The 22,532-nt window shown below is 63.8% G+C and carries 23 protein-coding genes; 14 read left to right on the top strand and 9 right to left on the bottom strand.

What is annotated here, in order from left to right; translation table 11 throughout:
• Positions 1-30: 30 nt before the first annotated feature.
• Both EAO27_RS04920 and EAO27_RS04915 read right to left on the bottom strand, forming a co-directional pair.
• Entirely contained in the window at positions 31-300 is a 270-nt protein-coding gene (locus EAO27_RS04920) for an usg protein (protein WP_242777670.1), read from the bottom strand.
• The gene (locus tag EAO27_RS04915; protein WP_242777668.1) at positions 297-524 is read right to left on the bottom strand and encodes a hypothetical protein; all 228 of its coding nucleotides are present in this window, start codon (positions 522-524) and stop codon (positions 297-299) included. The genes EAO27_RS04920 and EAO27_RS04915 overlap by 4 nt, the downstream gene beginning before the upstream one ends.
• Positions 525-784: 260 nt before the next feature.
• Between EAO27_RS04915 and groES the strand changes: the two genes are divergently transcribed.
• The 5 genes from groES (at position 785) to EAO27_RS04890 (ending at position 5,423) form a co-directional block, all read left to right on the top strand.
• Positions 785-1,099 carry a co-chaperone GroES gene (gene groES, locus EAO27_RS04910; protein ID WP_242777666.1) on the top strand — a complete coding sequence of 105 codons (315 nt, stop codon included), beginning with the start codon at positions 785-787 and terminating at the stop codon, positions 1,097-1,099.
• Positions 1,100-1,146: 47 nt separating this feature from the next.
• The gene (gene groL, locus EAO27_RS04905; RefSeq protein ID WP_242777664.1) at positions 1,147-2,766 is read left to right on the top strand and encodes a chaperonin GroEL; all 1,620 of its coding nucleotides are present in this window, start codon (positions 1,147-1,149) and stop codon (positions 2,764-2,766) included.
• 276 nt (positions 2,767-3,042) lie between these two features.
• Complete coding sequence (gene folE, locus EAO27_RS04900) at positions 3,043-3,642, top strand: GTP cyclohydrolase I FolE (RefSeq protein ID WP_237835911.1); 600 nt, start codon at positions 3,043-3,045, stop codon at positions 3,640-3,642.
• Between the two features lie 115 nt (positions 3,643-3,757).
• Positions 3,758-4,999, top strand: coding sequence for a tryptophan synthase subunit beta (gene trpB / locus EAO27_RS04895; protein WP_242777662.1), 1,242 nt, complete (start codon positions 3,758-3,760; stop codon positions 4,997-4,999).
• Between the two features lie 88 nt (positions 5,000-5,087).
• On the top strand, positions 5,088-5,423 hold the full coding sequence (locus EAO27_RS04890) for a response regulator (RefSeq protein WP_242777660.1): 336 nt from the start codon (positions 5,088-5,090) through the stop codon (positions 5,421-5,423).
• Between the two features lie 88 nt (positions 5,424-5,511).
• Here EAO27_RS04890 and EAO27_RS04885 read toward each other — a convergent pair whose 3' ends face one another.
• A complete protein-coding gene (locus tag EAO27_RS04885) occupies positions 5,512-5,577 on the bottom strand; it encodes a DUF1993 domain-containing protein (protein ID WP_242780440.1) in 66 nt (21 codons plus the stop codon).
• Between EAO27_RS04885 and EAO27_RS04880 the strand changes: the two genes are divergently transcribed.
• Positions 5,557-6,003, top strand: coding sequence for a hypothetical protein (locus tag EAO27_RS04880; protein WP_242777658.1), 447 nt, complete (start codon positions 5,557-5,559; stop codon positions 6,001-6,003). The two genes, EAO27_RS04885 and EAO27_RS04880, sit on opposite strands and share 21 nt — an antisense overlap.
• Before the next feature lie 146 nt (positions 6,004-6,149).
• Here EAO27_RS04880 and EAO27_RS04875 read toward each other — a convergent pair whose 3' ends face one another.
• Positions 6,150-6,734 carry a LuxR C-terminal-related transcriptional regulator gene (locus EAO27_RS04875; RefSeq protein WP_176141507.1) on the bottom strand — a complete coding sequence of 195 codons (585 nt, stop codon included), beginning with the start codon at positions 6,732-6,734 and terminating at the stop codon, positions 6,150-6,152.
• A 190-nt stretch (positions 6,735-6,924) separates the two neighbouring features.
• On the opposite strand from EAO27_RS04875, the gene EAO27_RS04870 reads away from it, so the two are divergent.
• The 6 genes from EAO27_RS04870 to EAO27_RS04845 all read left to right on the top strand — a co-directional run bounded on the left by EAO27_RS04870 (position 6,925) and on the right by EAO27_RS04845 (position 13,419).
• A complete protein-coding gene (locus EAO27_RS04870; RefSeq protein ID WP_079637433.1) occupies positions 6,925-7,896 on the top strand; it encodes an FAD-dependent oxidoreductase in 972 nt (323 codons plus the stop codon).
• A gap of 35 nt (positions 7,897-7,931) precedes the next feature.
• On the top strand, positions 7,932-9,416 hold the full coding sequence (locus EAO27_RS04865; RefSeq protein ID WP_242780438.1) for a phytoene desaturase: 1,485 nt from the start codon (positions 7,932-7,934) through the stop codon (positions 9,414-9,416).
• 143 nt (positions 9,417-9,559) lie between these two features.
• On the top strand, positions 9,560-10,405 hold the full coding sequence (locus EAO27_RS04860) for a MipA/OmpV family protein (protein ID WP_079637432.1): 846 nt from the start codon (positions 9,560-9,562) through the stop codon (positions 10,403-10,405).
• A 62-nt stretch (positions 10,406-10,467) separates the two neighbouring features.
• A complete protein-coding gene (locus EAO27_RS04855; protein ID WP_242777653.1) occupies positions 10,468-11,517 on the top strand; it encodes an efflux RND transporter periplasmic adaptor subunit in 1,050 nt (349 codons plus the stop codon).
• A 1-nt stretch (position 11,518) separates the two neighbouring features.
• Complete coding sequence (locus EAO27_RS04850) at positions 11,519-12,724, top strand: ABC transporter permease (RefSeq protein WP_079637430.1); 1,206 nt, start codon at positions 11,519-11,521, stop codon at positions 12,722-12,724.
• Positions 12,721-13,419 (top strand): ABC transporter ATP-binding protein, encoded by a 699-nt coding sequence (locus EAO27_RS04845; RefSeq protein ID WP_079637429.1) that lies wholly within the window; start codon positions 12,721-12,723, stop codon positions 13,417-13,419. The genes EAO27_RS04850 and EAO27_RS04845 overlap by 4 nt, the downstream gene beginning before the upstream one ends.
• A 143-nt stretch (positions 13,420-13,562) precedes the next feature.
• Here the strand turns inward: EAO27_RS04845 and EAO27_RS04840 are convergent, their stop codons facing one another.
• The 5 genes from EAO27_RS04840 to EAO27_RS04820 form a co-directional block, all read right to left on the bottom strand.
• A complete protein-coding gene (locus EAO27_RS04840; protein WP_242777651.1) occupies positions 13,563-15,020 on the bottom strand; it encodes an alpha/beta fold hydrolase in 1,458 nt (485 codons plus the stop codon).
• 219 nt (positions 15,021-15,239) lie between these two features.
• Positions 15,240-16,625 (bottom strand): IS66 family transposase, encoded by a 1,386-nt coding sequence (locus EAO27_RS04835; RefSeq protein ID WP_242777649.1) that lies wholly within the window; start codon positions 16,623-16,625, stop codon positions 15,240-15,242.
• 53 nt (positions 16,626-16,678) lie between these two features.
• Positions 16,679-17,026 (bottom strand): IS66 family insertion sequence element accessory protein TnpB, encoded by a 348-nt coding sequence (gene tnpB / locus EAO27_RS04830; protein ID WP_242777647.1) that lies wholly within the window; start codon positions 17,024-17,026, stop codon positions 16,679-16,681.
• Positions 17,023-17,379: a transposase gene (locus EAO27_RS04825; RefSeq protein WP_242777645.1), complete on the bottom strand. Its 357-nt coding sequence runs from the start codon at positions 17,377-17,379 to the stop codon at positions 17,023-17,025. The genes tnpB and EAO27_RS04825 overlap by 4 nt, the downstream gene beginning before the upstream one ends.
• Before the next feature lie 134 nt (positions 17,380-17,513).
• Positions 17,514-20,489 carry an EAL domain-containing protein gene (locus EAO27_RS04820; protein ID WP_242777643.1) on the bottom strand — a complete coding sequence of 992 codons (2,976 nt, stop codon included), beginning with the start codon at positions 20,487-20,489 and terminating at the stop codon, positions 17,514-17,516.
• On the opposite strand from EAO27_RS04820, the gene EAO27_RS04815 reads away from it, so the two are divergent.
• Together EAO27_RS04815 and EAO27_RS04810 are read left to right on the top strand one after the other, a co-directional pair.
• On the top strand, positions 20,490-20,804 hold the full coding sequence (locus EAO27_RS04815; RefSeq protein WP_242777641.1) for a hypothetical protein: 315 nt from the start codon (positions 20,490-20,492) through the stop codon (positions 20,802-20,804). It begins immediately after the preceding gene.
• A complete protein-coding gene (locus EAO27_RS04810) occupies positions 20,801-22,234 on the top strand; it encodes a ThiF family adenylyltransferase (RefSeq protein ID WP_242777639.1) in 1,434 nt (477 codons plus the stop codon). The genes EAO27_RS04815 and EAO27_RS04810 overlap by 4 nt, the downstream gene beginning before the upstream one ends.
• The last annotated feature ends 298 nt before the right edge of the window (positions 22,235-22,532 follow it).

Here is a 22,532-nt window from a genome sequence, read left to right as displayed (position 1 = left end):
GGCGCGCCGCGTGTCCCTGGAACCGCCAGGCTAATCAAGCGAGTGAATGATGTCCGCCGCGCGCCACTCGGCGGGCCCGATCAGGGCGTCGTGCGCGATGCGGACCGAGTGGAGCGCGGCTTCGATCTGGCGCCTCCACATGGCAAGAAAATCGAACAGCACCGGGAAGTCCGGCGGCAGATCATAGTCCTGCCAGACGAAGAGCTGGAGCAGCGAGGGATGATCGGGCCGGTAATAATGGATCTCGGCGGTTGTCAGCCCATAGCCGTCCAGCTGCGCGATCAGCGCCCGGTCGGTCATGGCGCGCGCGCCTCGCCGCCGTCGAGCGACCGGAGCGCGGCGAGCACATCTTCGACCGGCACGGCGCGGCGCGCGCCGGGCGGCTTTCGGAGCGCGGGCTTGTTGCGGACCGCCGAGTGGTCCGATGCCCAGGATGCCAGAAGTGCGCGCTTGACCTCCGGCTCGAGGCTCGGGTGACGCGCCACGTCGAAGGGGTGAAGAAAACGGGAAAATGGCTCGGACATGATCGTGCCTCCTTCCTTATAGCCTTTCCTTTCCTGTTGTGCGGCAGGCTGCCGCGACCAGAGATTTTGGAAAGGAAGCGAGTCGAGTCAAGATGTGTCAGCCCCTTGATAAGGGGCATTTGTTTTGCGCTGGCGCGAATGCGAAAAAATTTTCGTCGACCCTCTTGAAGCAAAAAATTCCGCTTCCTAGCTCATCGGCGCCGCGCGTCCCGGACAGGCGCGCCGGCTTGTCATATCGTTATGCAACATGGAGGTTATGCATGCATTTCCGTCCCTTGCACGACCGTGTGGTCGTCCGCCGCATCGAAGCCGAGGAGAAGACCTCGGGCGGCATCATCATCCCCGACACCGCCAAGGAAAAGCCGCAGGAGGGCGAAGTCGTCGCCGTCGGTCCGGGCGCCCGCGCCGAGGACGGCACCGTCACCGCGCTCGACGTCCAGACCGGCGACCGCATCCTGTTCGGCAAATGGTCGGGCACCGAGGTGCGCATCGACGGCGAAGAGTTGCTCATCATGAAGGAGAGCGACATTCTCGGGGTCATCGAACAGGCCGCGGCGCTCAAACAGGCGGCCTGACGCCGCATCCATCCAGCAACTGAAAGGACATCAAGAAGGAGGTACAAATGGCTGCCAAGGAAGTGAAATTTGCGTCGGACGCGCGTGATCGCATGCTGCGCGGCGTGGATACGCTTGCGAATGCAGTGAAGGTCACGCTGGGCCCCAAGGGCCGCAACGTCGTGATCGATAAAAGCTTCGGCGCGCCGCGCATCACCAAGGACGGCGTGACCGTCGCCAAAGAAATCGAGCTTGCCGACAAGTTCGAGAATATGGGCGCGCAGATGCTGCGCGAAGTCGCCAGCAAGCAGAACGACAAGGCCGGCGACGGCACCACGACCGCGACCGTGCTCGCGCAGGCGATCGTCCGCGAAGGCTCTAAGGCGGTCGCCGCGGGCATGAACCCGATGGACGTCAAGCGCGGCATCGACCTTGCCGTGACCACCGTCGTCGAGGACCTCAAGGCCCATGCCAAGTCGGTCGAGGCGAACAGCGAGATCGCGCAGGTCGCGACCATTTCGGCGAACGGCGACGAAGAGGTCGGCCGCATCCTCGCGGAAGCGATGGAGACGGTCGGCAACGAAGGCGTGATCACCGTCGAGGAAGCGAAGAGCCTCGCGACCGAACTCGAAACGGTCGAGGGCATGCAGTTCGATCGCGGCTATCTGAGCCCCTATTTCATCACCAACGCCGAAAAGCTCAAGGTCGAGCTCGACGATCCGTATATCCTCATCCACGAGAAGAAACTCTCGAACCTGCAGGCGATGCTGCCGCTGCTCGAAAGCGTCGTGCAGTCGGGACGTCCGCTGCTCATCATCGCCGAGGATGTCGAGGGCGACGCGCTCGCGACGCTCGTCGTCAATCGCCTCCGCGGCGGGCTCAAGGTCGCGGCGGTCAAGGCGCCGGGCTTTGGCGATCGCCGCAAGGCGATGCTTGAGGATATCGCGGTACTCACCGGCGGTAATGTCGTCAGCGAGGAGCTTGGCATCAAGCTCGAGAGCGTGACGATCAACATGCTCGGACGCGCCAAGAAGGTCGTCATCGACAAGGATAATACGACGATCGTCGACGGCGTCGGTTCCAAGTCCGACATCGATGGCCGGGTCGCGCAGATCCGCCAGCAGATCGAAACGACCACAAGCGATTACGACCGCGAGAAGCTGCAGGAGCGGCTTGCCAAGCTCGCGGGCGGCGTCGCGGTGATCCGTGTCGGCGGCGCGACCGAGGTCGAGGTCAAGGAGAAGAAGGATCGCGTCGACGACGCACTCCACGCAACCCGCGCGGCCGTGGAAGAAGGCATTCTTCCCGGCGGCGGTATCGCACTGCTCCGCTCGCTGAAGGCGCTCGAAGGCGTCAAGGCCGCGAACGACGACCAACAGTCGGGCATCGACATCGTCCGCCGCGCGCTCCGCGCGCCGGCGCGCCAGATCGCCGACAATGCCGGCGAGGATGGTGCCTGGATCGTCGGCAAGCTGCTCGAGAGCGACGACTATAGCTGGGGTTTCAACGCCGCGACCGGCGAGTATCAGGACCTCGTCAAGGCCGGCGTGATCGATCCTGCGAAGGTCGTACGCACCGCGCTGCAGGATGCCGCGTCGGTCGCCTCGCTGCTGATCACCACCGAGGCGCTCGTCGCCGAGCTGCCGAAGGAAGAGAAGGCCGCACCGATGCCGGCGATGGACTTCTGACAGACCGGGGGCGGCGGGCCACCGCCGCCCCCGCATTTCCATACCGCCCTATTCACCCAACCACCGCGCACCGCGCCTCGTCAAGCGAGCGAAGGGCATTTCTGCGTTCGGGGGTTCACCCCAGGTCCGTGCACGAAACGGGCTTCCAACCGGCGATCTGCCCCAAGGGACATGTTGCGACGCCATGCTGCGCTCGGGCATGCGCCGATCCGGCGGTCCACCTCCCTCTCCTCCCCTCCCGGACCGCCAACACTTCGCCGTCAGGAGGCCAAGACCATGCTTCACGTGCCCCCTTCCAGCCCCACCGTTGACGGCGCGATACCCCCCGAGGTTCTCGCGTCGGTGGAGACGCTGCTGCGCTGGGTCGGCGAGGATCCTCATCGCGAAGGCCTGCTCGACACACCGAAGCGCGTCGCGCGTGCCTGGAAGGATTATTGCCAGGGGTATGACGAGGATCCGGCGGTGCATCTCTCGCGCACCTTCGAAGAGGTCGGCGGCTATGACGAGATCGTCTTGCTGCGCGACATCCCTTTCCAGTCGCATTGCGAGCATCATATGGCGCCGATCACCGGAAAGGCGTCGATCGCCTACCTCCCCCGCGACCGCGTCGTCGGCATCTCCAAGCTCGCGCGCGTGCTGAACGGCTATGCGCGCCGGCTGCAGGTGCAGGAGCGGCTGACCGCCGAGGTCGCCCGATGCATCTGGGACAATCTCCGTCCGCACGGCGTCGCCGTGGTGATCGACGCCCAGCATGGCTGCATGACCGGGCGCGGCGTGCGCACGCCCGGCGTCGGCATGGTCACGAGCCGGCTCCTCGGCTGCTTCCTCGACGACCAGCGGAGCCGCAAGGAAGTGCTCGCACTGATGGGCTATTGATGCGCCGGTCGAGAATCCGGACCGGTCTCGCGAGCGTTACCCGCCCCCATGAGGCGCTCGCCGGAATTCTGTGCGGCGCCGCCTCGCGCGGGTCTCCTGCCGGGATTGCACCGACATGACGCGGTCTCCACAACCATCCGACGATCTTGGTCATCTTCCGAACAGCTTGCGTGGGCAGCCGGACGAAGCGGGTCATTTCGGGAAATTCGGGGGCCGCTTCGTCCCCGAAACGCTCATGCCCCTCATCCTCGATCTGGAGCGCGAATATCGAGCCGCAAAGCGCGACCCGGCCTTCCAGGCCGAGTTCGACGACCTGCTCGAACATTATGTCGGCCGTCCCAGTCCGCTATACTTCGCGCCGCGCTTGACGTCCGCGCTCGGCGGCGCTCAGATCTGGTTCAAGCGCGACGAACTCAATCACACCGGCGCCCACAAGATCAACAATTGCGTCGGCCAGATCCTGCTGGCGATCCGGATGGGCAAGACCCGCATCATCGCGGAAACGGGCGCGGGCCAGCACGGGGTGGCTACTGCAACCGTCTGCGCGCGCTTTGGCCTGCCCTGCGTCGTCTATATGGGCGCCGCCGATATCGCGCGCCAGGCGCCCAATGTCTTCCGCATGAAGCTGCTGGGCGCCGAGGTCGTGCCCGTCACGGCCGGCGCCGCGACCCTCAAGGACGCGATGAACGAGGCGCTGCGCGACTGGGTCACCCATGTCGAGGACACCTTCTACATCATCGGCACCGCAGCCGGTCCCCACCCCTATCCGGAGCTTGTGCGTGATTTCCAGAGCGTGATCGGAAGGGAAGCGCGGGCCCAGATGCTGGCCCGTGCCGGCCGCCTACCCGATCTCCTGGTCGCCGCGATCGGCGGCGGATCGAATGCGATCGGTCTCTTTCACCCGTTCCTTGACGACTCGATGGTGAAGATGCTTGGCGTCGAGGCGGCCGGCCATGGCCTCGACAAGGAACATGCCGCCTCACTGGCCGGCGGGCGTCCCGGCATTCTTCACGGCAACAAGACCTATCTGCTGCAGGATGACGACGGGCAGATCGTCGAAGGCCATTCGATCAGCGCAGGTCTCGATTATCCGGGCATCGGCCCCGAGCATGCATGGCTCAAGGACATCGGGCGGGTGGACTATACCTCCGCGACCGACGCCGAAGCGCTCGAAGCGTTCCAGCTGCTTTGCAGAACAGAGGGTATCATCCCGGCGCTTGAGCCCAGTCACGCCGTCGCCGCGGTTGCCAGGATCGCGCCGACGATGCCGAAAGATAGCATCATCATCGTCAACATGTGCGGACGAGGGGACAAGGACATATTCTCGGTGGCCCAGCATCTCGGCGTGGAACTTTGAGCGCGACGAAAGGTAGGGGCACGGGACATGTGATCGAAGACACTGGCGCAACAGATTTCGGATCTATGAGGGACGGATGATGATAAGGGTGTTTCTTGTAGAAGACGATCCGCTGGTGGCGATGATGCTTGAGGGGTATCTCGACGTGCTTGGACACGAGATCGTAGTAACCGCAGCGACCGTCGCGGAGGCACTGGATCTCGTCTCGAAGCAAGATTTCGACCTCGCAATATTGGATGTTCACCTTGCCGATGGCAAAACGAGCGAGGCGGTCGCTGCCGCGTTGAGCGATGCCGGGAAGGCGTTCATAGCGACGAGCGGAGATGCGACGATCATGGCGGCTGAATTTGATGGCCGGCCAGTTCTTCGCAAACCTTTCAGGATTGCCGAGCTCGAACGGGCAATCGCCGCTATAACGGGGTAGCCCGCGGTCACAGGCCGGAGCCTGCTCGACGGTCGTTATTCGGGCGCAACTTGGTGACGGGCCATGTGCGGCATGAAATCCATCTTGCCTATGGCAACACCTGCGTTGCGCGCGGCGCGTAAGCCATCGTCACATGAAAGTAGAAATTTGGCATGATCCAGTCGCGGACTCAAAGCCGCGATTGCAGCCGCAGCATTCTCGTGGCAGATTGTCGTCGATGGGGTCGTTTCGTACTTTTTTGATCATCCTTTGGCTGGCGCTGGCCGCCTACACCGCTGTAGTCATTTCCCGCCATGGCCTTGGATTGTTACCGATCTTTTTCGGAGACGTGGCGAAGCTGGGATGGCCCGGGCAGTTCAACCTCGATTTTCTCTGCTTTCTCATCCTCTCTGCTCTTTGGACGGCTTGGCGGAATGGATTCAGTGCGATCGCCCTGCTCCTCGCGCTCATCGCCTTTTTCGGAGGCGCGGGTTTCCTGCTTCCCTACCTCGTCTTTCTCACAGTTCGTGAACGAGGAAACATGCCCCGGGTGCTGATCGGCGCGCGAACCCGAAGAGATGAGCCTTACAGCGGACGATGAGCGCGACGGCATTTCGCCGTCATCGAACGAACTGCGCTTCTCGCGGCGCCGCTTGGCCGTTTTCGGCCTGACGGCTTTTGGCGATCGAACAGAAAAAGCGGACATTTCGAGCGCAGGCTGTGCACCTTGGCGGATCGCTCGGTGAATCAAAAGCCGGCTTCTACGGCAAGCCGGATCGCATCGGCATTGGTTTCGACGTCAAGGGCGCGGAGCATCGCAGCGCGATGCATCTTGATCGTCCGCTCGGAGAGGCCGAGTTGAAAACCCATCTGCTTGTTGAGCTGGCCAGCCGCCATCAAAAGTAACACCTCGCGCTGGCGAGGGGAGAGGCGCTCGATCCTACGGCGCGCTTCGCCTTGCCGGTCGGCGAACGAAGATGGCGCCTCGACCTCCATCTGTGACCCGAGGAAATATTCGAGCGACCCGTCGCTCCCAAAGATCGGTGCGACAAGCACGGCATTGCGAAAGGCATGTCCGCCCTTCCGGTAGTTGAGTATCTCCACCAGCGCCGGGCGATGTTCGCGTATAGCCGCGCGCAGTTCGGCGGTCAGCGAGGCCTCCGTCCCCGGTCCCGCGAGAAAGCGACAGTTGCGGCCGATAACTTCCGACGCCGCATAGCCGGTCAGGGCCACAAAGGCTTCATTGCATTCGACGATCGGATTATCCGGCAACCGCGGATTACTGATCACCGCCGCGATCGGGCTCGTGGCGATCATCGCGCTCAAAGACATGAGACCCTATCCTTACTCTTTTTGACGTTCAACCTGCCCGAACGGACATGTTGCGGCAAGACCGGACGCGAGCGAAATCCTGGCGCATGTCTCGGCACGCGCTTCCCTGTTGCCCCTCCGGGTCCCATTCTTGCGCAGCGGAGCACCGCGCCCCCCGCGTCCTCGCGCGCCAACGGCGCGAAGGCCGGGAATGATGCGCGTCGCGGTGATCGGTGCCGGGATTGCCGGCCTCGCCTGCGCGAACGCACTGCGCGCGGCCGGACACGTCCCCGCGATATTCGAAAGGTCGTGCGCAGTCGGCGGCCGCATGTCGACGCGTAAAGCCGCGAGCGGTTACGCCGACATCAGTTTTGACCATGGCGCGACCCACTTCACCGTCCGTTCGAATGCATTCAAGGCGCTCGTCGACGACTGGCACGCGCGCGATCTCGCGGCACCTTGGCCAGCGGCGGGTCTTCACGCCTGGGTTGGAACCCCGACGATGGACGCTCCGCTCATGGATATGGCGCGCCATCACGATATTCGCTTCGATACCGCGATTACCGCCGTTACGCGCCAAGGGCCGCGCTGGACGATTCATAGCGAGAAGCAGCGCTTCGATGATTTCGACGCCGCGGTCCTCGCAATCCCGGCCGAGCAGGCGGCGCCGCTGTTGTCGCTCCACGATTTCGACATGGCGCGCGCGGCCATGGGCGTTACCTCGCGGCCGGTGTGGAGCGCGACGTTTCTGTTTCCCGAGCGCATCGCCGTCCTGCCCGACTTCCTGCGCGGACCGGCGCCGCTCGTCCATGCCGTGCGCAGCAATGCGCGGCCGGGACGGGGCGATGCCGAACATTGGGTGGTTCAAGCAGACTGGAACTGGAGCGACGCCAATATTGCACAGGAGCCTTCGGCGGTATCTTCTGCCTTGTTTGCGATTTTCCAAGATGTCGCCGGCGAGCCTTTGCCCGAACCGCTGCTCGCCGACGCCCAGCGATGGCGTTTCGCCCACCCGTCGGGAAGCGATCTCGGTCATCTGTGGAACGGCGCCATCGGCATCGGCGCATGCGGTGATTGGCTCTCGCACGGATTCGTCGAATATGCATGGCAAAGCGGCAATGCCCTCGGCGTGGCGATCGCGTCAGAGGCGGTCGGCACCCCAATAGTTCCGGCGCAATCCTGAACATCGCCCCAGCCACTCCAGACATCGAGGATCGAATATTGAAAGACGCCGTCGTCATCGGCGCCGGGATCGGCGGCCTGGCACTTGCCATCCGGCTCCAGGCGGCCGGAATCTCCACGACGGTCGTCGAAGCGCGCGACCGTCCCGGCGGCCGAGCCTATGTCTGGCAGCGCGAGGGTTTCACATTCGATGCTGGACCGACCGTCATCACCGATCCGTCGTGCCTGGCGGAATTATGGGATCTGTCCGGTCATCGCCTGTCCGACGATGTCGACCTGCTTCCCGTCATGCCCTTCTATCGGCTGCAATGGCTCGATGGCACGACCTTCGACTACAGCAATGACGAGAACGCGTTGGAGCGCGAAATTGCCGCGCTGAACCCGGCGGATGTCGCCGGATACCAGCGCTTTCTGGATTATTCGGCTGCCGTCCACGCCGAAGGATATGTCAAGCTCGGCGCCGTCGCCTTTCTCGATTTCAAGTCGATGCTCAGGGCCGCGCCCGCGCTGGCGCGGCAACGGGCATGGAAGTCGGTATATGCGCGGGTGAGCGACTTCATTGCGAACGACAAGCTTCGTGAAGCTTTCTCCTTCCATACGCTGCTGGTCGGTGGCAACCCGCTGGAGACCAGCGCCATCTACGCGCTGATCCACAAGCTCGAGAAGGACGGCGGCGTCTGGTATGCCCGCGGCGGCACCAACCGGCTCGTCGCGGCCATGGCAACCCGTTTCGAACGGCTGGGCGGTACCACGATCCTGGGCGATGCCGTTACCCGGATACACACGCACGACAACCGCTGTACGGCAGTCACGCTTGCCAGCGGCCTGCGCCTCAAAGCGAGCGCGATCGCCTGCAATTCCGACGTCATGCATAGCTACCGCGACCTGCTCGATCACCCCCGTGGGGCTCGATCGGCGCGCCGTCTCGTACGCAAGTCCTGGACACCGAGCCTTTTCGTGCTTCACCTTGGAGTTCGTGGCCGGTTTTCCGATTTGCCCCACCATATGATCCTTTTCGGCGAGCGCTATCGCGCGCTGCTCGATGACATCTACAAGCGCGGCGTAATCGCCGACGATTTCGCACTTTATCTGCATCATCCGAGCGCCACCGACCCATCGGTTGCCCCGCCCGGCCACAGCACGCTTTATGCACTTGTTCCGGTCCCGCACCTCGGCCACGCGCCGGTCGACTGGACGGTCGAAGGCGACAGGCTTGCCCTTCGCATCCTCGACATGCTCGAAAAGCGGCTGCTCCCAGGACTCGCCGACCGCATCGTCACCTGTCACCACTATGCCCCCAACGACTTCGCCGCTGACCTTGCCGCCCATCAGGGGAGCGCGTTCAGCCTGTCGCCGACACTGACGCAAAGCGCCTTTTTCCGGACGCACAATCGCGACGATGTCATCGACAATCTCTACTTCGTCGGCGCCGGCACCCACCCCGGGGCTGGTATTCCGGGCGTCGTCGCCAGCGCCAAGGCGACCGCCGCGCTCATCTCGGCCGACGCGAAAGCGCGATGAGCGCATGACGCCGGAGCGCATCTTTTGACACGAGCGAGGATGACGAACTGCCCAAAGGGACATGTTGCGGCGGCACCCCTGTCCCGCTCAGCACCAATGACCGGCAGAACTCCCTTCCCCCTTCCCCTGTCACGGAGAATTTCATGTTACGCGCCATCCGGATAATCGGCAGCATCCTGACCACAATGTTGGCCACCGCCGCCGCCGCGCAGGAACGACCCGAGAGCGCCGCGTCCGCCCGACCCGCGGGCGACAGGATTCTCTTCGGTCTCGGCGCCGGTATCACGCCAACTTACGATGGCTCGGGAGATTATAAGATTATTCCGGGAGGGGTTTTGAGCGGCACCGTCGCGGGCCATGATTTCCAGTTGAACGGTCCGCAGCTCTTTGTCGATGCGATCCCGAACCGTGACGCCCGCAAGATCGACCTTGAACTGGGTCCTGTAGTCGGGCTCCGGCTCAACCGGACCAGCCGGGTCGATGACGCGCGCGTCGCTGCGCTCGGAAAACTCGACACCGCAGTCGAACTCGGCTTACGCGGATCGATCGGTCTGCGCGGGGTGTTCGACCGCACCGATCGCCTCGCGCTGGCCGTCACCGCTGCGTGGGATGTCGCAGGCGCCCACAGCAGTCACATCGTCAGCCCCTCCGTGGAATACAGCCGACTGGCGAGCAAGCGCGCCTTTGTGCGAGCAGCCCTGACCAGCGAGTTCGTCGGTGGCGGCTATGCCGACTATAATTTCGGTGTGACCTTGGGCGGCGCGGCCGCGAGCGGCCTCGCCGCCTATCGAGCGAAGGGCGGACTGGCGAGCATCGGCGCCAATATGCTTGTTACCCGTTCGATCGGGCGTCCGGGAAGCCGCTGGTCGCTGTTCGGCATCGCCAGCTATAAAAGATTGCAGGGCGATATCGCGGCCAGCCCGATCGTCGTCGATACGGGCACCCCGAACCAGTTCTTTGCGGCTGGCGGCATCGCATATAGTTTTTGACCGACGCTTCCGCATTCGTCGCGAGACTTGGCGGGACCTCCTCGACATGACATGGAACGGCGATGGCTAGCAAAACCAAATGGTTCGTCGGCGCCCTGGCCGGTTTGCTGCTTGCGCTGACGGCAGTCTGGCTTCTGGCTCCACGCGACGAGGACGTTCCGGTCCTCACCGTCACCGTCGCCCCTGCCGAGCGGGTGCTCGCACTCAACGGGCGGGTTCGTCCACGGCTCGAAATCGACATCCGGCCTACTGCGGGGGGCGAACTTGTGGCGCTGCCCTTTGACGTCGGCGACCGCGTCAGCCAGGGACAGATACTGGCCCGCATCGACGATGGCCCCGAAACCGCTGCGATTACCGAAGCCGAAGCGTCCGTCCAGACCCAGCGAGCGGTCGTCGCGCAAGCACGGCGCGACCTCGCTCGGTTCGAGGCGCTGGGTCAGTTCACCACCCGTCGCGAGGTCGAACAGCGGCGGCTCGCTGTGACCGAAGGCGACCGCGAGCTAAAGCGGCGCGAGGCGAGCGTCGTCCAAGCCCGCGAGTTGCGCGATCGCCGCACTTTGAGGGCGCCGTTCAGCGGCGTAATCCTCGAGCGCCCGGTTGATCCGGGACAGGCCGTTGGAGCAGAATCGGTGATCTACCGGCTCGCCGACCTTGCGAACCCGGAAATCCGGATAGAGGTTGACGAGCTTTATTCGACAACGATCCGGCCCGGCATGGCCGCCAAGGTCATGATCCCCGAACTGGGCATGCGGACGGCGCGGGTCGCGCATGTCGAACCGCGCATCGATCCCGAGACGGGCGCGCGGGAAGTCCGGCTCAGGCTCGACGCCGCCGATGTCGTCGTCCCCTCGGGCCTGACGGTGTCGGTCGATCTGACGATCGAGCGGCGCGAGCGCGCAATCAGTATTCCGCGCAGTGCCATCGTCCAAGCCGCCGACGGCGCGCGGGTGCGCCTGCTCGGCCGCGACGGCGTCGTCGCCGAACGCAGCGTCCGCTTTATCGACTGGCCGTCCGAAAAGGTGATCGTGACGGCGGGCCTCTCCGCCGGCGAGCGCATCCTGCTCGACCCTTCCGCCGCAGCTCCCGGCGACAAAGTGCGCGCGGCCGACTGACGTGTCGCCCTATGCATTCAAACTGGCGGTCAGGCATCTCCTGTCGCATCGTGGCCAGACCGCGCTGCTCGTGACCGGCGTTGCGCTGGGCGTGAGCGTGTTCGTCTTCATGAGCGCGCTGATCGGGGGCCTCGCAGAGCTGCTGACCGCCCGGACGGTCGGCAGCATCCCGCACATCGTGCTCGAAGCGCCCGAGCGCGGCCCGCTTCCCATCGCGGCGGGCGACGCCGTCCAGCGCGTGCGCCAGAAGGACCTTGGACGCCGCGACCAGATTCCGGTGTGGGAACCGCTGATCGCGGTCATCGAAGGAACGGGGAAGGTCACCGCCGTGTCCCCGCAAATCACCGGCGGCGCCTTCATCGAGCGCGGCCAAGCGGTCGCGCCGGTCGGCGTGGTCGGCGTGACGCCCGACAAGCTGTCGGCCATAGCAGACATCGCCGGCGCCGTCGTCAGCGGCACCGCCGATCTGCCGCCCGACGGCATCCTGATCGGCAGCCGCCTTGCCCGCCATCTCGACCTGCGCGCCGGACAGGTCATTCGGATCGCGTCGGACCGTGGCCGCTCGCGCTCGCTCCGGGTCCAGGGGATTTTCACGCTCGGCATCGGCAGCGCTGACCGGCAGGCGGTCTATATGAACTTTACCGCGGCCCGCGCCCTGTTCGACCTCCCGACCGGCGTCACGCGGATCGAGGTCAAGGTAAACCCTGCGACCGACGCCGATGCGATCGCCGCGCGCCTCCGCCGCTCGACGGGGCTCGATGCGATCCCGTGGACGAGCGAAAACAGCCAGCTCTTCGAAGGTCTCGACGCCCAGGCGCGAACGGGGCTGATCATCAAGAGCTTTGCGCTCGTCACGATCATCGTCGGCATCGCCAGCGCGATGCTGCTGTCGATCGCGCGGCGCCAGGCGGAGATCGGGATCATGCGCGCAATGGGTGCCACCAAGCGCCTCGTTGTCTCCATCTATGTCATCGAGGGCACGCTGCTCGGGCTCGTTGGCGGTGTGGTCGGCGCCTCGATCGCGTGGCTCGCGCTGCTCCCCTTTCCCCCGGTCAGCGAAATCGAGAGCGGCGCCCTCCCCATCGACCGCAACCAGGGAGATTTCCTGCTGGCAATCCTGCTGACCTCGCTCGCCGCAATGCTGGCGTCGCTGCTTCCTGCCCGCCGCGCCGCGCGGATCGACCCGGTGGAAGCGATCGGCGCATGACCGCGGCCTCGATCCTGATCGTCGAAGCACTTACCAAGAGCTTCGGCAGCGGCGAGAATGAGGTGCAGGTTCTCAAGGGCGTCGATCTCGCGATATCGCCGGGTGAAATGGTGGCTCTGCTCGGTCCGTCGGGGTCGGGCAAAAGCACCTTGCTCAACATCCTTGGCACCTTGATGCGCGCGACGGGCGGCAAGCATGCGATGCTCGGCGTCGACCTGTCCGTGGCCTCCGACGCCGAGCGCACCGTATTCAGGAGCACGCGCCTCGGCTTCGTGTTCCAGTTCCATCACCTGCTCCCGGACCTGTCAGCGCTCGAAAATGTCATGATGCCTGCGGCCGCCGCCGCTGGCCGCGAGACCCGGGCGATGCGCCAAAGGGCGGCCGAACTGCTCGACGCGGTCGGCCTCGCTCATCGCCGCGATTACCGGCCTGCCGCACTCTCGGGTGGCCAGCGCCAGCGCGTCGCGGTGGCGCGTGCGCTGATCAACGAACCGGCGCTTGTGCTCGCCGATGAACCCACGGGAAATCTCGACCGCGAATCCTCCGACCTCGTGATGGAATTGCTACGACGCATCAATTCGGAAACCGGCACCAGCTTTCTGATTTCAACGCATGACGAGCGTATCGCAGCGCAGTGCGACCGGCGCATCGAAATTCTGGACGGAAAGGTGAGTGCTGATCGTACCGAGCGATGACGGAGAGCCACGACTGGCCATTAACGGTCGGAAGCTTTCAGTCGAGAGCCTAAGATCGCTGACATCCGAGACGCGTTCTTAAGCAGACCTCAGGGAGTCGAGATCGCCGCGGCATCATCTGCGGTAGCTCCGCAGAGGTGACGCTACTCTTTATTCGGCGACAACAACTCATCCAGACCGTCAGTTGCGAATGCAATGGCGGACCGTCGAGCGATACAGGTCCGATCAATGTTGGCGCGCGGCGTAGCGAGGAATGACCTTGCGATATCCGAGGTACAGGCATCCACCACCATCGGCCCATGCGATGCCCCGCTTACGCCGATTAGGGTCGCGCGAGAGAGAAGGCGCGCGGTCTGATAAGCGTCGATCTCAGGGGTGGCCGGATCGAAAGATCCGAAATATATCAGGGTCGGGATGTCGCTCTCTACGGGCGCCAGAAACGATGCCTCAACGAACCCGGGACGGAAAGTCGCACACAAGCGATCCCATCGGTCATCAGGGTCTTGCCCAGCGATCACGGGATAGCGCTCGCGCGCACGGGCGAACCACTCTGCCGTTCGTCCGCTTTCCGGGCACATGATCGCGTGCGCTTGCGCAGGGGAATAGTCTCCGAAGCTGCCTCCGCCTCCGAATGCAGCAACGATCTTTTTGACGAGCTCGGTATCCCCCGAATGCGCACGGTCTATGGCCAATGGAACATATTTCACCGTCGCAGAGCGGACCGCCAAAGGCCAGAGGGCCTTCATGAACTGGCGCCCGGTGATACGCTTGTCACCGTCTTGAAGGGGAGTGTTTTCCAGCCGCGCCAATGTTTCCTCAAGCTTCATACCCAGCGCGCCGAACCGCGCGCGACACGAAGGTTGCGCCGCGCACTCGCGATCAATCGCCGCGAATCCGGCACCCACCGCAGTTATCTGCTCGGCCCACGATGCACTATTGGGCGGATAAGGCGAATTCAGTATGACCGATCGTATCGAGCCCGGCGAAACGCGCATGGCATCCAGCGCCACCAGCGTACCATAGGAGATGGCAGCAAGATTCCATTGCTCCACCCCCATGGCGCGCCGAATCACGTCCATGTCCCTGACCGTCGTGCGCGTGCTGTACGCGCCGAGATTGATCCCCTCGGTTTCCAGGCTCGCCTTACAGTCGGCGAATGCGGCCAGCTCGCGCTCACTTTGGCCGGCTGGCGCCAGTCCCTGCGACGCGATTTCATTGAGGCGACCAGCAAGGTCGGGGCAAAGCCGTTCTTCCGACCGGCCTGAACCGCGCTGATCGAACAGAATCAAATCGCGGCCCTCGCGCAGGAGCGCCGCCGACTGGCTCTCTTCAAGATGAGGCAGCATACTGTCGACGGTGGCAATACCCGGGCCGCCGTTTATATAGAGAACCGGGTCGGCAAGTCGCGCCGTTCCCGTACCTCGTACGCGGGCGACCCAGAGACGGATCGACTTACCGTCAGTTTTACCGTGATCACGCGGAACAGAGATCCATCCGCATTCGATCCCGTGCTTCTTCTCATACCCCGCCGGCACGTTCTCGAGGCGGCAGGGCGCCGATTGGAAGGTCGCGACAGTGGCTGCAAGCGCTGCGAGTATCATAGGCCCCTCCCACCGCGATCATGCGGCAATTCTGCGCTTGCAGCAACCCAGGCCGAAAGACTGTGCTAAATGGAGGACTCGTCCAACTCCTCATGGCCGTTTGCTGACTGGCCGCTTTTGGCGTCCAAACAAGCAGAGCGGACGTTCAGCTACACGTCAGAGCGCTCCGCCTCAGGGTGTTCAAATCGACACGTCAGACTTCGATGCCTTCCGCCAACGTCAGCGCATCTTCCAAATGAACTCCGAGGTACCCCACCGTGTTTTCAATGCTGCTGCGACGCCTTGGCGGCCGCCTCTTTCGATCATGCCAAGCGTGTAGGCGGTTCGTAAGCGTGGTCTGCCCTCGCCCGTGTAGCGGGTCAGCGCATCCCAGCGCTTACGGCCATAGGCGAGCGCCTTGGCCATCGCCGACTTGGGCGACAGGCGGCGCAGGGCGTCGTCGATCGCGCCGCGAAGCGCGTCGATCTGGGACCTTGCCTGCTCTTGTCGGTGCCGGCGCCGGACATCGGGTGGCTGGCCGCGGACGTCCTCTTCGATCCGGTAGAGGCCGGCGATACGATCGAGCAGGTCGGTGGTGAGTGGCGTCGGACTCGTCTGGTGGCACTCGAAGATCTTGCGACGAAAGTGCGCCCAGCAGGCGACCTCCTGGATGCGACCTCCCTCGTACAGCTTCTCATATCCGGCATAGCCGTCGGCCTGGAGGAGGCCGGTGAACGGCCCCAGCTCGCTCTGCGGATGGATGCCGCTGCGATCGGGAGTGAACCGATACCAGGCGAGCGCCGGGGTGGCGGCGCCCGATGCACGATCATCGACGACATAGGCCCAGAGCCGCGCCTGCGCGGTACGGCCCTTGCCGGGCACGAGCATCGGCACCGGCGTGTCGTCGGTGTGGAGCTTGGCGGCCTTCAGTCCTTCCTCGCGGATGCGGCTCACGATGGGATCGAGCAGATGCGCGGCCTGGCCCGCCCATCCGGCGAGGGTCGAACGATCGATGTCGATGCCCTGCGCCGCCATCATCTCTGCCTGGCGATAGAGGGGCAGATGGTGATCGAACTTGTTCACGACGACATGGGCGAGCGTCGCGAAGCTCGCCTTGCCGCGTGCTATGGCCTTCACCGGCGCCGGTGCCTGGACGATCCTGTCGCAGGCGCGGCAGCTATACTTGGGCCGCACGGTGCGGATAACGCGCCACTGGACCGGTGCGACGTCGAGCTGCTCGTCGCTGTCCTGCCCGAGCGGGCGCAGCGCGCCGCCGCAATCGGGACAGGTGCAACTGCCGGCCTCGGGCTCGATCCGCCGTTCAGCGCGCGGTAGATGATCGGGCAAGGCGCGCACCGGTGAGGGTCGCTCTGCGGATGCCCGTTCGGTCGTCCGGCTGTCGGCGACTTCGGCTTCGCCTTCGAGCTCTTCCAGGGCAAGCTCGAGCTGTTCGATCTGCAGCGCGAGCTTCTCCGACGACTGGCCGAAGGTCATGCGGCGAAGCTGAGCGAGCTGGTGGCGGAGGGTATCGATCAGCGTATCGCGGGCCGCGAGAGCGGCTTCGAGCTCGGCGATCCGGGCGTCCTTGTCGATGCTGGAAGAGGCTGGTTCCGACACCCGGAACACTTAGCAAAACGGGCATCTCGATGCCAGTAAAACCCTCAATAATCCGCCGATTTTTACCCCGCAAGCACGGGCGCCGCAGTGCGTTCGGGACGCCGCCAGTCGATGCCTTCGAGTAGCATCGAAAGCTGCGCTGCGGTGAGGCTGACCTTGCCCGCTTTGGTGATGGGCCAGATGAACCGGCCCCGATCCATGCGCTTCGAGAATAGACACAGGCCCTGGCCGTCGTACCAGAGCAGCTTGACCAGATCGCCCCGCTTGCCGCGGAACGCGAACAGCGCGCCTGAGTGCGGACTCTGCTCCAGCACCTGCTGCACCAGCACCGCGAGGCCGTCGAACCCCTTGCGCATATCGGTGGCGCCGCAGGCCAGATAGATGCGTGTCGTCGGCGGTAACGGGATCATCGGGCAAGGACGGACATCACCCGTGCCAGCGCATCGGCATCCACCGTCGCGTCGACCGTGAGCCGCACGCCCGACGGCAGCTCAATCCCGATCTGGCCGCTGCCTGCCGTCGCCGCGGTCGGCACCGACACCTCGACCTCGGCGAACGAGGGCGGCTGCGTGCGCTTCGCTCCCGTCAGGTCGCCCGACAGGGCCTGACGGCGCCACGTATAGAGCATCCCGCTGCCGACCGCGTGCCGCTGGCACGTCGCCGAGACCGAACCGTCGGGGCCGAACGCCTCGCGCAAGATCGACAGCTTCTGATCCACCGACCAGCGACGGCGGCCACCGACGACCGCGATCCGACTGCTCATACGATCACTCATATAACCGGTCGTAAGAGCACTCGCTCCCGACGCTCCAACATCCTCGTTCATCACCGCTCCTCGCAAAGAGCGGCTAACAGCACCCCAGAGCGACTTCCCGCAAGGCGGCCTTCACACCACGGTTACGGCGGTTCGGCGGTCGCTCGATCAGCCGCCGCCTCTGACCACACAGGACGGTTCTGTCCCCACTTCCGCAGCCAAGCCGGCACTCGCTCGAAGCTGATCGCGCGGCTGAACAGATAGCCTTGCGCGATATCGCAGCCGAGATTGCGCAGCTGAACTAGCTGGTTATCGTTTTCCACGCCCTCCGCGACCGTGACGATGTTCATACGATGCGCGATGTCTATCACGCCGTGAACGATTGCGAAATCCGCGCTGTCTGCGCTGTCGAGCCGTGAAATGAACGATCTGTCGATCTTCAGAACGTCGACCGGAAACTGCTGTAGGTGCGTCAAGGATGCATAACCGGTACCAAAGTCGTCGAGAGCGATCGACACGCCCTCGGCTACCAAGGCTTGCAACGCACGCTCTACATTGAGGGCAAGATGATCGACGAAGACGCTTTCGGTAACTTCCAGTTCGAGCAGCGTTGGCGGAATGCCGGCGCGGTGAAACTTGCCGAGAATACGGTCCGCGAAGTCGTCGCGCCGGAAATCCGCGAGCGAACCGTTGATTGCGATACGGCCGAAGGCGACGCCCTTATCGCTAAAGTCCGCTACGTCAGCAAGTACGCGGTCGATCATCCGGTCGGTCAGTTCGCTCGCGAGCAGACTGTCGTCGAATGCAGCCTGGATGCTATTGGGAGGCAGAAGGCCACGCCGATGATGGTGCCAGCGTAGCAGCGCTTCGAAACCGATGACGTCGCCGCTGCGAAGGTCGACTTTTGCTTGATAGAAAGGGATGATCCGGTCGTCGCGAAGAGCCTCGCGCGCCTCGCGCAACATGGCCTTACGGCTCTCAGCGGCCTCGCGCATCTCGGAGCGAAATTCGCGTACGACCCCCGCACCTTCTGCCTTCGCCGCGTAAAGCGCAAGGTCTGCGCTCTTCAGAATCCCTTCGGCGTCGTCGCTGTCGGCCGGCCACACTGCGGCGCCCGCGCTAATGCTGACGGGCAAGACACTCTCGTCGATGGTCAGTGTATCCGCGACTCCCTTGAGGATTGCTTCAACAGCCGAGGCGCGCGCGGAGTCAGGAGCCAGCCCCGGCACAATCACCGCGAATTCATCGCCGCCGAGCCGAGCCACCGTCGCTTCGGCAGGAAGGTTTCCCTGCAGGCGTCGCGCTATGGTTTTAAGAAGCTCATCGCCCGCCGCATGCCCCATGCTGTCGTTGAGGAGCTTGAACCCATCGACATCTATAACGATGACGCAAACGCACGAGGTGTCTGCGGCGGCCGCGGCGAGCGCCTGTTCCAGTACTTCGCTAAAGAGCTTGCGGTTGGGCAGTCCCGTGAGGGGATCATGGTTCGCAGCCCATCGCAGCTCCTCCTCGGACCGGCGCGCGGCGGTGACGTCAAGAAGCGCGCCGATCGACCGTACTGCATGCCCTTCGTCATCGCGCACGACGTAGCCCCGCGAAAAGAGGTTGATGAAATTGCCATGCGCAGCGCGGAACCGATATTCATGACTCCAGCTATCCTGGAGGTTGCGCAGCACCGCGTCATACGTCGCGTCCACACCGGGCAAGTCATCTGGATGTACCCGCTCCTTCCACCAGCTGGCCGGCGTGCCTTTCGACGCTTCCGGATAACCCAGCACGTCTACCGCGCCGTTGCCCCATTCGATGCGATCGGTGCGGTGCGACCAGTCCCAGATCACATCGTTCGTGGCGTGGGAAGCCAAGCGGTAGCGCTCCTCGCTCTCCCGCAGGGCCAGTTCCGCAGTCACCTGGTCGTGAATATCTTCCAGCGTTCCATACCAGCTGACGATCCGCCCGTCGGAGTCGCGACGGGGATTGGCTCGCGCGCGGCACCATCGGTAACTGCCGTCCGTGTTACGAACTCTGTACCGCACGTCGGCAACAGCATTGTCGACCGATGTCAGCGCCTCGCTCCAGTGCGCGAGAACGCAGGGCAGGTCGTCGGGATGGAGATAATTGGTCCAGCCCCCCCCGAGCGCCCCCTCAGCAGGCACGCCGGTGAGCTCGGTCCAGCGCGGCCCCACTTCGACGATCTGTCCTTCGGGATCACCGATCCATGGTATCTGGGGGTTGAGTTCGACCGAAAACCGATAATGTTCCTCGCTTCGCCGAAGAGCTTCGATCAGCGCAGACATTTCCGACCGCGACCGAAGCGATTCATACACCGCCGACCGCGTGGTCGCGATTGTTCGCAGGATGACCCCGGCTCCGAGCAGGAACGTCAGGCCCATCCCCGTGAAATACCAGTCACGCGAGACGAGGAGGCCGATGGTGACCGGCAAAGCTCCGAACAGGAGAACAAGCCGGGCCGCGGCGGGGAGGGCCTGCAGGCAATAGCAACAGCTGATCGAACCAACGAATATGAACAGCGCGATAGCGGTCGTGTGAAACGGGTCGGCCACCAGGAAAAGATACAGGCCCCAGCCTCCGAACATGAGACTGAAGGCACCGGCTCGAAGGACCGTGCCGCGCAGATATCGGCGAATATGATCATCGGTGGCGACGGTGCCTCTTCGAACATACCACGCTGCTCCGCGCACCCCGATGATCGCTGTCAAGGCCAGCGGCGCCACGAAGCTGATGGCCCAGGATTCGACGTCGGCGGTTACGAGCGCGAGAAACAAGACGTTGAGGAACATGAGCGCGTACATGAGCGGAACTTGCCGCGCCAAGCTCGCATATTGCTCGCGTAGGACAGCGTCCGTTTGAACGGACAAATTACCGCTGGCGCCGAGGACCATTTTTACTGCAATCCCGCAAATAGTGGTCAGAGACGATAGTGCTTCCCGGCTTAACGAAGCGTTTAGCCACTCGTTGCGCGAAAAGCAGAATTGCGCGCGGTTTCGGGCGAAAGCCTTTGATGTTTCGCACGGCGAGTCACGGCTGCCATCGCGGAGCTGCGCGAGCAATTCGCGCAGCTCCCGCTCCACATTTATCCGTCTCCCTGCGGCGGCGCGCATGTGCTGATCGAGGATATCCCCCTTGGCGAGCCGTTCGCACAGGAAACCACGTGGGTCGGCTTCTTCCTGTCCAACGCATGTCCGGAAGACGACACCTATCCCTTCTGGGTCCGCCCGGACCTGAGCTTTGCCGATGGCCGGGCTCTCTCGCCGCCGATCCACGGTGGCAATCACTTTCCGGCAGCCGACACGCCCGGCCTTCCCCAGCGGCCAGCCGTGATGATCTCCCGCCGACAGCGGAACCAGTCGGTCTGGATCCAGGAATCTCCGCTGCTGAAACTCCTCTCCGTCATGAAGTGGATGACCGAACGATGAAAACACGCTGCGAACTGCGGATGCCGCGATCGATGTATGAAGAACTCGCCGCCCACCTTTTTCCCGGTGACGGGGACGAGCATGGTGCGGTCATCCAGGCCGGGCTGCTGCAGACCCGGTCCGGGCCGGTGCTCACCGCGCGGTCGCTCGTTCTCGCCGAAGAAGGCAAGGACTGGGTGCCTGGAAACCGCGGGTACCGAATGTTGCTTGCGCCCTTCATCGCGAAGCAGGCGCGCCTCTGCCGCGACGAGAAGCTCGTCTATCTCGCCGTGCACAACCACGGCGGCAACGACAGCGTCGCCTTTTCGAGCGTGGACATCGAATCCCACGAACGCGGCTTTCCGGCGCTGCTGGATCTCGTCGAAGGCATGCCCGTCGGTTCGCTTGTCTTCGCGCCCAATGCAGTCGCAGGCGATATCTGGTTTCCCGGCGGAGAGCGGTTGACCCTCGATCGCCTTGTTGTGGTCGGCGCAAAGCGAAAGATCTTGCGACCCCGACCGGAGCACATGGCTGTGGGGGATGACGGCCGTTTCGACCGGCAGGTCCGGTTGTTCGGCGTCAAAGGGCAGGCGATACTGGCAGGCAGCCGTGTGGCGATCATCGGTCTGGGCGGCGTTGGTTCGCTGCTGGCCGAGCTGCTCGCACGGCTCGGTGTCGGACATTTCGTCCTCGTCGACCCCGACCGCGTCGATCCCACAAACGTGCCGCGCCTCGTCGATGCGACATCATGGGATGCGATGGCCTGGCTGGTCGACAAACGTCGTCCGGAATGGCTTCGCAAGCTCGGCAGGCGCCTCGCCACCAAGAAGGTCGACCTTTCGCGGCGCGTGATCCGCCGCGCCAACCGCAAGGCGCGTGTCGAGCGTCACTTCTCGGTCATGGAGAAGCCTGAAGTCGCCGAGGCGATCAAGGACTGTGACTACATCTTCCTCGCTGCCGATGGGCACAGGGCGCGCCGGTTGTTTAATGCGCTGGTTCATCAGTATCTGATCCCGGGCGTTCAGATGGGGACGCGCATCCAGGTCGATCCCGAGACCGGTGCCGTGATCGATGTCCACACGACGACGAGGCCGGTCACCCCCGCCAAGGGTTGCATGCTGTGCAACCAGGCCGTCAGCCAGGCGCGCCTTCGCGATGAGAGCATTACGCAGGAAATGCGCGCGGGCCAGCGCTACGTCGATGAGGATGAATCGCCCGCCCCGAGCGTCATTACCCTAAATGCTCTGAGCGCCTCACAAGCGGCAAATGACTTCCTGTTCTACATCACCGGGCTGGTGAACGACGATGCATTCGGTGGAACGATCCAGGGCCGACCGCTTAAGCGGACCCTACGTTTCGTTGATCCTCGGCGTGGCAAGGGATGTCCTGACTGTGGCTCCGGCGGACGACTTGCTCGTGGCGACAAAGCGCGACTGCCGTTGATCGAATGAAAGTCATTCCCGCTTGGACCGTGATTTCCTTGTTGCGGGGAATTTCGCTGAGCTCGATGCCATGCAGAAGCGGCGACGGCGGGCAGCAACAGTAGTCGAGCCGGGTACGGTTCGGAGGCGTAGTCATAACTCTCCTTTCTGCCCCAGCCCTTCGTCGCTCATCTCGGTATCGTTTCCGCTGTCACCACGCTGGCGAGGCCGTTGCGCAAACTCTAGAACGAAAAAATGATCCGATGTGGCTGATAGCTCAGGCAGAATCTAAGAAAATGTCTGATTTACTTGTCTAACCGAGACAAAG

Origin of the sequence: Sphingopyxis sp. YF1 (assembly GCF_022701295.1) — a bacterium.
In the GTDB taxonomy this organism is placed as follows: Bacteria; Pseudomonadota; Alphaproteobacteria; order Sphingomonadales; family Sphingomonadaceae; genus Sphingopyxis.
The sequence above is the reverse complement of the archived record's forward strand: the minus strand, read 5'-3'. Positions and strand labels throughout refer to the sequence as shown.